Annotated in this window: 10 protein-coding genes and 1 pseudogene; 4 read left to right on the top strand and 7 right to left on the bottom strand. The window is 74.1% G+C overall.

The genetic code is table 11. From position 1 onward, the window contains the following. A pseudogene (locus C1I98_RS07850) lies at positions 1-383 on the top strand (hypothetical protein); the annotation flags it as partial. Positions 384-582: 199 nt separating this feature from the next. After that, complete coding sequence (locus C1I98_RS07845; protein ID WP_111166405.1) at positions 583-1,170, top strand: sigma-70 family RNA polymerase sigma factor; 588 nt, start codon at positions 583-585, stop codon at positions 1,168-1,170. On the opposite strand, the gene C1I98_RS07840 is transcribed toward C1I98_RS07845, so the two are convergent. The 6 genes from C1I98_RS07840 to C1I98_RS41255 form a co-directional block, all read right to left on the bottom strand. Then, a complete protein-coding gene (locus C1I98_RS07840; RefSeq protein WP_111166410.1) occupies positions 1,136-1,918 on the bottom strand; it encodes an ABC transporter ATP-binding protein in 783 nt (260 codons plus the stop codon). The two genes, C1I98_RS07845 and C1I98_RS07840, sit on opposite strands and share 35 nt — an antisense overlap. Positions 1,919-1,923: 5 nt before the next feature. Beyond that, positions 1,924-2,958, bottom strand: coding sequence for a FecCD family ABC transporter permease (locus tag C1I98_RS07835; protein WP_111166404.1), 1,035 nt, complete (start codon positions 2,956-2,958; stop codon positions 1,924-1,926). Further along, entirely contained in the window at positions 2,955-3,998 is a 1,044-nt protein-coding gene (locus C1I98_RS07830; protein WP_111166403.1) for an ABC transporter substrate-binding protein, read from the bottom strand. The genes C1I98_RS07835 and C1I98_RS07830 overlap by 4 nt, the downstream gene beginning before the upstream one ends. Then, on the bottom strand, positions 3,998-5,197 hold the full coding sequence (locus C1I98_RS07825; protein ID WP_158557957.1) for an MFS transporter: 1,200 nt from the start codon (positions 5,195-5,197) through the stop codon (positions 3,998-4,000). The genes C1I98_RS07830 and C1I98_RS07825 overlap by 1 nt, the downstream gene beginning before the upstream one ends. Then, positions 5,194-6,366, bottom strand: coding sequence for a SagB/ThcOx family dehydrogenase (locus C1I98_RS07820; protein ID WP_111166401.1), 1,173 nt, complete (start codon positions 6,364-6,366; stop codon positions 5,194-5,196). Before C1I98_RS07820 ends, C1I98_RS07825 begins: the two co-directional genes overlap by 4 nt. 89 nt (positions 6,367-6,455) lie before the next feature. After that, positions 6,456-6,632: a hypothetical protein gene (locus C1I98_RS41255; protein ID WP_158557956.1), complete on the bottom strand. Its 177-nt coding sequence runs from the start codon at positions 6,630-6,632 to the stop codon at positions 6,456-6,458. A gap of 91 nt (positions 6,633-6,723) precedes the next feature. Here C1I98_RS41255 and C1I98_RS07815 point away from each other — a divergent pair, with 91 nt between their 5' ends. Together C1I98_RS07815 and C1I98_RS07810 are read left to right on the top strand one after the other, a co-directional pair. Further along, a complete protein-coding gene (locus tag C1I98_RS07815; RefSeq protein ID WP_111166409.1) occupies positions 6,724-7,095 on the top strand; it encodes a ribonuclease domain-containing protein in 372 nt (123 codons plus the stop codon). A gap of 141 nt (positions 7,096-7,236) precedes the next feature. Then, entirely contained in the window at positions 7,237-8,892 is a 1,656-nt protein-coding gene (locus tag C1I98_RS07810) for a S8 family serine peptidase (protein WP_233507411.1), read from the top strand. Here the strand turns inward: C1I98_RS07810 and C1I98_RS07805 are convergent. Continuing rightward, entirely contained in the window at positions 8,870-10,324 is a 1,455-nt protein-coding gene (locus C1I98_RS07805; RefSeq protein ID WP_111166399.1) for a pyridoxal phosphate-dependent decarboxylase family protein, read from the bottom strand. The two genes, C1I98_RS07810 and C1I98_RS07805, sit on opposite strands and share 23 nt — an antisense overlap. Between the last annotated feature and the right edge of the window lie 5 nt (positions 10,325-10,329).

The following is a 10,329-nucleotide window of genomic DNA, read 5'->3' as shown; positions in this document are numbered from 1 at the left end:
AGTGCGGACGGGTGACCGTGCTCGCGGCCGGGGTGGGGGTTCAGGTCCTGCTCCACCAGATGTTCGCGTGGGTCTCGCCGCTTCCCGAAGCGGTCCCCGAGCACGGGCACAACGGCTCGGGCCCCGGCATGATGGCCGTCCACCTCGCCGTGGCCGTGCTGAGCGGATGGTGGCTGCACCGGGGCGAGAGCGCCCTGTCGCTCATGCTCCGGCTGTGGGGCAGACCCGTGCTCGCGCTGTGGCACCGGCCCCTCGCCGTGTCGCCCATCGCCACCGTGCCCCGGTACACCGTCCACGCCTGGGACCCCGCGCCACCGGCGCTACGGCTGATCGCGGCGGCGATCCATCGGCGCGGACCGCCCGCGGCGCGGCGCGCCGGCTGATCGGACCTGCGGCAGGCGGCGGAGCACCGGATCCCCCGGCACCTGAAGTCGCCGGCGCGTCCGGCATGCTCTCGCCGGCTCTTTGACGTCCACGCTGACATTCACATCACGACACCTGCCGTCGCGGGCCGGCCGCTTCGCCATGCACTGATCCACCGATCCATGGCTCTGTCGCTCTGCCGACCCAGAGGTGATCAGCATGACCGCCATCGACGACACCCGGCGAACCACCGACGACGAACGACTCACCGCACTGGCCCTTTCCGCACGCGGCGGCGAGGCCGCCCATCTGGCCGCGTTCGCCCAGGCCGCCTACGAAGACGTGCGGCGCTTCCTGGCCCACCTGACCGACGACCGCTCCGCCGACGATCTCGCCCAGGAGACCTTCTTACGGGTGCTCCGCAGCTTACCCGGGTTCGCCGGAAGGTCCTCGGCCCGTACCTGGCTGCTGGCCATCGCCCGGCGGGTGGTCGTGGACCGCTTCCGCGCGGCGGCGGCCCGCCCGGTCGTCGCCGACCTGCCCGACTGGCAGGCCGCCGCCGAGCGCTCCCGCCCGCACGGCCTGCCCGGCCTGGAGGACCGGATCGTCCTGGCCGACCTGCTGTCCGCCGTGCCCAGGGAACGGCGGGAGGCGTTCGTGCTCACCCAGGTGGCGGGCCTTTCCTACGCGGAGGCCGCCGCGCTGCTCGGCTGCCCGATCGGTACCGTGCGGTCCCGGGTGGCCAGGGCGCGCGGTCAACTCGTCGCCGCGCTCACCGGCCCGTACCGCTGCGAGGACGCAGGATGAGATGCGGCGCGTCCGACCCCGGGGCCGCCGTGACGTGAGCGTCCACCCCGAACACCTCGCCGACCAGCGGCGGCGTGAGGACGTCGGCGGGGGGCCCGTGCGCGACCACCCGCCCCCCGGAAAGGACGTACAGGTCGTCGCAGTACGCGGCGGCCAAGTTGAGGTCGTGCAGCGCGGCGACCACGGTCGTGCCGGCCTCGGTGATCAGGTCGAGGAGCTCGAACTGGTGGCGGACGTCGAGGTGGTTCGTGGGCTCGTCCAGCACCAGGACCGGGGCCTGCTGGGCGAGGGCGCGGGCGAACAGCACCCGCTGTTTCTCGCCGCCGGAGAGGGTGGCGAAGTGGCGGCGGGCGAGATGCGCCACCCCGGCACGGGTCAGCGCGTCCGTGACGATCGCGGTGTCCTCGGCGGTGTCGGGGGCGAAGGGACGCTTGTGCGGGGTGCGCCCGGCCGCGGCCATCTCCCAGGCGGTGACGTCGAAGTCGGACTTCGTCTCCTGGGGCATCGCGGCGACCAGCCGGGCGGCCCGGCGCGGAGTGAGCCGCCACAGGTCCTCGTCGCCGACGGTGATGCTGCCCCGGGCGATCGGCAGGTGCCGGTACACGGCCCGCAGCAGGGTGCTCTTGCCGCTGCCGTTCGGGCCGATGATCCCGGCCCGGCGGCCGGACGGCACGCGCAGGTCCACACCGGTGACGATCGGCGTACCGCCGATGGCGATGTGCACGTCGCTCAGGGTCAGGCTGGTCATGGTGATCACAGTCCGGTGGTGTCGCGGGCGCGGGTGTGCACGAGCCAGAGGAACAGCGGGGCCCCGACGACGCTGGTGACGACGCCGACCGGAAGTTCCTGCGGGTGCAGGGCGACGCGGGCGGCGATGTCCACCAGGACCAGGAACGCCGCCCCGGCCAGGGCCGCCACCGGGAGCAGCCGGCGGTGGTCGCTGCCGACCAGCAGCCGGGCGGCGTGCGGGACGATCAGGCCGATGAAGCCGATCCCCCCGGCGAGGGCGACCAGCACGCCGGTGAGCAGGGCGATGAGCAGGAACAACCGGCGGCGCAGCCGGGTGGCCGGGACGCCGAGACCGGCGGCGGTCTCGTCGCCGAGCAGCAGCGCGTTGAGCGGGCGCGCCTGGGCGAGCAGGGCGGTCATCGTGACGACGAGCGCCAGCGCGGGCAGCCCGAGCGCCGCCCAGTTCGCCTCGGCCAGGCTGCCGAACAGCCAGAACAGCACCGAGTGCGTCATGCCCGGATCGTCGGTCCGCAGGACGAGGAAGCTGGTGACCCCGGACAGGCCGTAGGTGACGGCCATGCCGGCCAGGATCAGCCGCAGCGGGGCGAAGGTGCCGCCCGCGCGGGCCAGGCCGTACACGACGGCGAACGCGCCGAGCGCGCCCGCGAAGGCCGCCGCTCCGGCCGTGGCCCCGCCGAGCGGGGCGACACCGATGACGATCACCGCCACCGCCCCGACGGCCGCGCCGTAGGTGAGGCCGAGGACGTACGGGTCGGCCAGCGGGTTGCGCACCAGCGCCTGCGTGGCCGCGCCGGACACGGCGAGGCCCGCGCCGACCAGCGCGGCGAGCAGCGCCCTGGGCAGCCGCAGGTTCCAGATCACGGTGTCCTGGCTGACGCTCCACGCGGCGGGGTCGCCCTGGCCGGTCAGGTGCCAGGCGATGACGCGGGCCACGGTGTCCACGGGCACGTCCACCGTGCCGAGCAGTACCGAACCGGCCAGCCCCGCGACCAGCAGTGCGGCGAGCACGGCGTACGCGGCCCACGGCTTGGCCCTCATCCGGCCGGGCGCAACTGTCCGGCGAGTTCGACCGCGGCGTCGGCGTTGCGTACGCCGCCCACCGAGGCCGACTCGTAGACCAGCCGGGCGAACCGCTTCTCGCGCACCGCCCGCACCCCGCGCAGCGCCGGGTTGCCCACCAGGAACCGCTCGGCCTCGGCGAACCGGGCGTCGTTCGCGGCGGGGTCGCCCTTGTCGTAGATGATCACCAGGATCACCTGCGGGTCGCGGGCGACGACCTCCTCCCAGCCGACCTTGGTGTACGCCTCGTCCCGGTCGGAGAAGACGTTGCGGCCCCCGGCGGTCTCGATGACCGCGTTGATCGCCTGCCGGTTGCCGGGCGCGCTGGGGGTGGCGGTGCCCTCGTCGTACTCGAAGGGGAACACGCCGGGCCGCTCGCCCGGCGCCTTGATCCCGGCGGCCTTGCGCCGCATCTCGGCGATGACCTTCGCGGCCCGATCGGGCACGCCGAAGATCCGGCCGAGGTTGCCGAGGTCGCGCCACACCAGGTCGAAGCCGGTCTGAGGGGCGGTCGCCGCGGACTTGCACGCGGTGGACAGCGCCAGGTAGGACGGGATTCCGGCGGCGGCCAGGTCGGCCTGGGAGACGGCGCCCGCTGCCTCGAAGTTGCTGGAGAACCCGCCGAGGACGAGATCGGGTTCGGCGGACAGCAGCTCCTCCCGGGGGACCGGCTGGTAGCCGCTGCCCGCGGTGTACCTGCCGGACAGCGCCGGGATGCCCGCGACCTGGGCGGCGAAGCGCGGCGGCAGGCTGCCGGGGCGCGGCTGCTGCCCGATCGCGGCGACGCGGTCGCCGAGGCCGAGCCAGAGCAGGAGTTCCAGCACGCTCGGGGTCAGCACCACCACCCGCTTCGGCGGGGCCTTGACGACCGATTCGACGCCGGTGCAGTCGGTGACGGTGACCGGGACGAACCCGGGCGTTCCGGTCGCGGCTCGGGGCCGGGCCTGGGAGGCGCAGCCGGCGATCAGCAGTACCGCCGTCACCGCCGCCGCGGCGCTTGCGGGCCGTAACACGTGCATCAGGAACCTTCCACGGCTGTCGGGACAATGAGGGTCTTGGTGCCTGTGGTGACGATGGCGGCGGCCAGCGCGGCGAAGCCCGCGGCGGTGGCGAAGACGACGCCCGCCGGTACGGCCCCGGCCAGCGCGCCCGCCACCACGTTGCCCAGCGCGGACCCGGCGAAGGTGGCGGTGATCCCCCAGGCGAACGCCTCCGTCGTGGTACCCGGGGGCGCGCACCGGCCGACCAGCTCGAAGTTGCAGATGACCAGCGGGGCCAGGAAGAACCCGGCGGGCAGTGCCAGCGCCACCAGCGCGGGCACGCCCGGCGCCGCCGCGAGCGCCGCGACGCAGCAGGCGTATCCGAGCAGGATCCAGCGCATCCGCACGGCGGCGTCCGCCCGCCAGGACCGCGCGCCGTACGCCAGCCCGCCGAGCAGGCTGCCCGCCCCGAACGCGGCCAGCGCCAGCCCCCCGGCGGCCGGGTCGGCCCGCTCGCCCGCGAACTCCACGAACCCGAGCCGCAGCACGCCCAGCAGCGCCCCCGCCAGCAGCGAGACGAGGAGCAGCACCACGACGCCCGGCGCGCGCAGCGGCCCGGCCAGGCCGCCGCCGCGCCGGGACGGCGTCCACGCACGCGACGGGGGCAGCGTGCTGAACCACAGCGTGCCGCCGAGCAGCACCACCGCGCAGCCGCCGACCGCCCAGGCCGCGCCCACCGCCGCACTGACGGCGGTGACCAGCAGCGGCCCGGCGATCAGCGCGACGTCGAGCACCATGGCGTCCACCGCCAGCGCGGTACGCCGGATTGCGTCGTCGGCGATCACCCGCGACCACAGCGCCCGCGCGGCGGCGGCGACCGGCGGCAGCGACAGCCCCACCGCGGCGGCCCACCCGGCGAGGGCCCCGGCCGTGGGCCGTACCTGGGCCGTCACCAGCAGACCGGTGAACGCGGCTGCGTTGACCACGGACGCGGCCCGCAGCGGCCAGGTCTGGCCGTACCTGTCCACGAGCCTGCCGTGTACCGGGACCCCGGCGGCGTACGCGAGGCCGCTCGCGGCGGTCACCACGCCCGCCGCCGGGTAGGACCCGGTCCGCTCCACCGCCAGCAGCAGCACGGCGAAGACGTACGCCTGCAACGGCACCCGCGCGCACACGCCCACCAGCAGCAGCGCGGGCACCCACCGCTGCCGCCACAGCCGCCGGTACGCCCCGCTCACCCGGGCCGGTGCGCCTTGACGAGGCCGCGCGGATCGGTGAGCCCGGCCCGGTTGATCCCGGCGGGCATCCCGGTCTCGCCCAGCACCGGCATCCCCGCACCGAACATGTAGAGGGCCCCTTCCGCGAACCCGTCCACGCCGAGCGCCGCGTCGAGTTCCTCGTCCCGGAACGCCGCGCTCTGCCAGGCGCCCAGCCCGACCGCCGTCGCGGTCAGCACGAACGTCTGCGCCAGGTGCCCGGCCGACAGCAGGGTCACCCGCAGCGCCCGCGAATGCCGGTACTTGTACATCGTCCGCTCGAACACGGCCGTCACGAAGCACACGAAGGCCGACGGCGTGCACATCTCCGACTCGTACGTCAGCCGGTGCAGCCGGGATCGGTCGAAGGTGGGATCGACGAGTTCCAATGCGTGGACCTCGGCGTTGTAGTGGTAGAGCCCCGGCGGCACGTCCTCGACGTCGAGCACCGCCACGTACCCCTCGAACTCGTGCCTGGCCCCGCCGCACGGGCTGGTGCGCAGGATGAGCGTGCCGAGGTCGCCGGCGTCGTAGAGCTGCATCGGGGCGAACGTGTAGAACAGCGCCGTGGACAACCGGGCCAGTGTCACCGGCTCGCCGGTGAACACGCGGTGGGTACGCCGCCGGGTCAGCACGTCGCCGAAGGGGTCGGTCAGCGGCAGGAAGATCCGGGGGAGGTGGATGCGCGGCGCGTCCGGATAGGACTTGAAGATGGCGGGCGGGTCGCCGCCGGTCCGCCGTACCCAGCGGGCGTCCGAGCGGCGTTGCTCCACGCCGTCGCCGGTGTAGATCGTGTTGCGGGTGCCGAAGTGGAAGAACCTGGCCTCCTCCCCCCAATCCCGCCAGGCGTGCAGGAACGCCTCCTCGCGCCGCGCGCCGTCCCGGTCCACCAGCAGCCCGGCCTCGGCCAGCGCCAGGACCGCCTCCCGCACCGATCCGGCGTCGAACTCGCCGAGCCCGGCGGCCACCTTCTCGGGGGTCGACCAATCGGTGAAGCGCTCCAGCAGTTCCACCGCGCGGGCGTCCACGGCCACGGCGTTCTCGGCCTCCGCGTCGGTGGACCGGCTCTCCAGGTAGTTCTCGGCGGTCAGTTCCCCCTCGTGCCAGTAGATCGTCAACGTCCGCGCCCGGCGGAACTCCGTCTGTGTCACGCCTGCTTCCTCCGTACGACGGCCACGAGATCCGACCGGCCGCCGCCGGGAACCCGCCCGGCGGCGACCGTCCTGCTTCCGGTTACCTGTCAGCCGTGGTTGTTCAGCAGCCGGCTACGGGTCTTCTTCCGGCGGACCACGATCGTGAGCGGCTTCTTGATCATGAGCGATCCCTCCTCTCCCGGAAGCGGCTCGGGCGGCTCCCGGTTCGGGTTATGGACACCCCAGTAGTCGGCCCCCGCCCCCCAGCGGTTCCCGGCGACCACAAAAATCCGGTGAAACCAGCGAGAGTGAGCGTGACGGACGGTGATCAGGGATGATCGGAAGGTGGCCCTGTTCTGCGAAGGAGGGACCTTCGTGCGCATCGCCCGTTGTCTGCTCGCCGTCGTGCTGACCGGTACGCCCGCCGCCGCCGACGTCTACGGCACCTGTGCCATCCCGCGCTGTGCCGACGCCCGGGAGGCGGCGGACATCTGGAGGTCGAAGGGCAGTCCCGCCGGGCGGGGCTGGTACCGGTGGCCGGATGGGCGGTACAACTTCTCCGGGGGGCGGTTCGGCAATCGAGAGGGGCAGTTACCGCCGGGCGGGCGGTACAGCGAGTACGACGTGTACTCCCGGCGGTGGGGCGCGGCGCGGGACGAGTACCGCCTGGTCATCGACCGGGGCAGTGGGCGGGTGTGGTTCTCCCCCGATCACTACGACGACGTTCACCTGCTCGCCACCCCCTGAGTGCGTCCGGAAGTGGACACGACCGTTCGGGCGTGGCGGTGAACACTGGGAATCACCCTCTCGCGCGAAGGAGAGCACGTACCCCCCCACTTACGACGCCGGGCCCGGGTACTCGCCGGGCTGATCGCCCTACTCGCCGCCGTGCCGCAGGCCGCGGCGCATGCCGAGCCCGATGGCGGCAAGATCGCCACGGCCGTGCGGGACGACCTGAAGGACGGCGCGGCCACGTTCTTCGTCCGGCTCAAGGGGGAGGCCGATCCGGCCGCCGCCCGCGCGCCCGCGACCAAGGCGGCGAAGGCCGCGGCGGTGTACGCCGCCAAGACCGGGTACGCCGAGCGCTCGCAGGCCCGGCTGCGCGGGCTGCTCACCGAGCGGCACGCCGTCCACACCCCCTTCTGGATCGTCAACGCCGTCAAGGTGACCGCCGATCCTGCGCTGGCCGCGGAGATCGCCGCGCTGCCGGAGGTCGCCGGGATCGAGCCGATCGGCACGGCCGAGGTCCCGCGACCGGCATCGGGGACGCAGCAGTCGCTCACCGCGGCCAAAGGCGTCGAGTGGAACATCGACCGGATCAAAGCACCGCGCGTCTGGAAGAAACTGCACAACCGGGGTGAAGGGGTCGTGGTCGCGACCATCGACAGCGGGGTGGATTTCGCGCATCCGGAACTCGCCGCCCAGTACCGTGGCAGCCGCCCCGGCGGCCGGGTCCAGCACGACCACAACTGGTTCGACGCCACCGGCGTGTGCGCCGGGCCCACCCCCTGCGACAACCTCGGGCACGGCACCCACGTGACCGGCATCATGACCGGCCGCAGCGGCATCGGCGTCGCGCCGCGGGCCGAGTGGATCGCGGTCAAGGGGTGCGAGAGCGCCAAGTGCGCGGACGACTTCCTGCTCGCCGCCGGGCAGTGGATCATCGCGCCCACCGACCGCGACGGCCGCAACCCGCGTCCCGTCCTCGCGCCCGACATCGTGAACAACTCATGGGCCAAGGCCCGCAGGGACGACTGGTGCCGGCCCGTGGTCCAGGCGTGGGTGGCCGCGGGGATCTTCCCGATGTTCGCCGCCGGCAACACCGGGCCGGGGTGCGACACCACCGAAACCCCGGCGCGGTACGCGGAGAGCCACAGCGCGGGCTCGTTCGACGTCAACGACGCGCTGATGCCCGAGTCCAGCCGGGGGCCGGGCGAGAACGAGGTGACCAAACCGGACATCGCGGCCCCGGGGGTCGATATCCGTTCGTCGGTGCCCGGCGGGTACTTCGTGTGGACCGGCACCTCGATGTCGTCACCGCACGTGGCGGCCACGGTGACGCTGATGTGGTCGGCCGCGCCGGCGCTTCGCGGCGACATCGCCGCCACCCGTGCGCTGCTGGACGGCACCGCGATCGACGCTCCGGACGCCGGCTGCGGCGGCACCGCCGACGACGACAACGCCTTCGGCGAGGGCCGCCTGGACGCCTACGCCGCCGTACGGTCCGTACCCGACGAACCGCTCGGCACGCTGCGCGGCACCGTCACCGCCCGCGGCCGCCCCCTCCCCGGCACCGAGGTGACCCTGACCGGCCCCCTCCGCCGCACCACGGCGAACGGCCGGCCGCTGCCCGAAGCCGAGGCGGCGGGGCCGCCGCTCCGCCGTACCGTGGACACCGGCCGCGACGGCGGTTTCTCGCTGCGCCGGCTTCCGCCCGGCGACTACCAGGTGACCGCGTCCCGGCCCGGCCACACCACCGCCACGCTCACCATCAAGGCCGACCGGACCATTACCGCCCGCCTCAGACCGACCCGCTCTCGCTGACCGCCGTGCGGGCCTGGGTGAGGGCGGTCACCAGGGCTTCGACGTCGGCCGGGCGGGTGCGGTGGCTGGTCAGGCAGATGCGGATGGCCGGGCGGCCGGCCAGGCGTACCGTGCTGACCCAGGCATCGCCGCCGGTGACCACGCGGTCCACGATGGCCGCGTGCCAGGCGGCGCTGTGCTCGGGCCCGTCGCGTTCGGCCTCCGGGGCGGCGACGCAGACCAGCGGCAGCGGGGTGTCGTTGATCCGCTCCCAGCCGTCCTCGGCCAGCAGGCGGGCGAGGAGTTCGCCGAGCCGGACGTCCCGCTCCAGTTGTGCGCCGTGGGCGGGACGCCCGGCGATGGCCAGCGCGAGGAACACCTTCAGCCCGGCGAACCGGCGCGACCACTGGACACTGGTGGCGTAGGGGTCGGGCGCGTCCGCGGTCTCGCCGGGCATGTACGACGTGCTCGCCCGGAAGCCGCGCGCCAGCGCCTCCGGGTGCCGGGTCAGGAACATGCCCGCCCCCATCGGCGCGGACAGCCACTTGTGCGCGTCCACGGTGACGCTGTCGGCGAGTTCCACGCCCGCCAGCAGCGGGCGCAGCCGGTCCGACAGCGCGACCGCGCCCGCCCAGGCGGCATCGACGTGGAAGTGCAGCCCCCGTTCCGCCGCGAACGCGGCCAGTTCGGGCAGCGGGTCGAGCGCGCCGCCCGCCGTGGTCCCCGCGGTGCCGACCAGCAGGAAGGGCAGGAACCCCGCCGCGACGTCGGCCGCGTGCATCTCGCCCAGCCGGTCGAGGTCCAGCCGGTGCCGCGCGTCCACGGGAACCAGCCGTACGGCGTCGCGGCCGAGGCCCGTCATGTGCGCGATCTTGAGCCAGGCCAGGTGGCTCTCGGCCGACGCGTACAGCACCGGCGAGCCCGGCAGGCCGCGTACCCCGGCGTGCGCGTAGTCGTCGAACGCCCTGGTCAGGGCGACCACGACGGCGGTCAGGTTCGCCTCCGCGCCGCCGACCGTGAAACTGCCCTCGGCGGCGTCCGGCAGGCCGAGCCTGGCCGCCATGAACCGCAGCACATGACGCTCCATCTCGACCGCCGCCGGGGCGTGGCTGTAGGCGGCGAGCTGCGGGTTGACCCCCGCGGCCAGCAGTTCACCCGCCACCCCCCACCAGTTGGGAGTGGGGTTGAACAGGCCGAAGTAGCGCGGGTGCGTGGTGTGCACACCCCAGCGGCGCAGCATTTCGGTCACGTCCGTGAGAGCGTCGTCCGCGGGCGCCGGGCGCTCGAAGTCGTACCCGGCCAGCCGTTCGCGAATCCGCGCGGTGTCCGGCTCGGCGGGGGCGACAGGACCGTCCGGGACGGTCCTGATGTGCCCGACGACCAGCTCCGCGACCGCCGCAAGCAGCCGGGCGCCCTCTTCCGGACCCGCGTCCAGCGGTCCCTTGTCCTCCATGGGGT

This window comes from Spongiactinospora gelatinilytica (assembly GCF_003236385.1).
GTDB lineage: Bacteria > Actinomycetota > Actinomycetes > Streptosporangiales > Streptosporangiaceae > Spongiactinospora > Spongiactinospora gelatinilytica.
This window is presented reverse-complemented; position numbering and strand designations above follow the sequence as displayed.

Coding starts and splice junctions, on each gene's coding strand:
- C1I98_RS07840 (WP_111166410.1), bottom strand. CDS start 1,918: ATGACCAGCCTGACCCTGAGCGACGTGCACATCGCCATCGGCGGTACG.
- C1I98_RS07805 (WP_111166399.1), bottom strand. CDS start 10,324: ATGGAGGACAAGGGACCGCTGGACGCGGGTCCGGAAGAGGGCGCCCGG.
- C1I98_RS07845 (WP_111166405.1), top strand. CDS start 583: ATGACCGCCATCGACGACACCCGGCGAACCACCGACGACGAACGACTC.
- C1I98_RS07830 (WP_111166403.1), bottom strand. CDS start 3,998: ATGCACGTGTTACGGCCCGCAAGCGCCGCGGCGGCGGTGACGGCGGTA.
- C1I98_RS07835 (WP_111166404.1), bottom strand. CDS start 2,958: ATGAGGGCCAAGCCGTGGGCCGCGTACGCCGTGCTCGCCGCACTGCTG.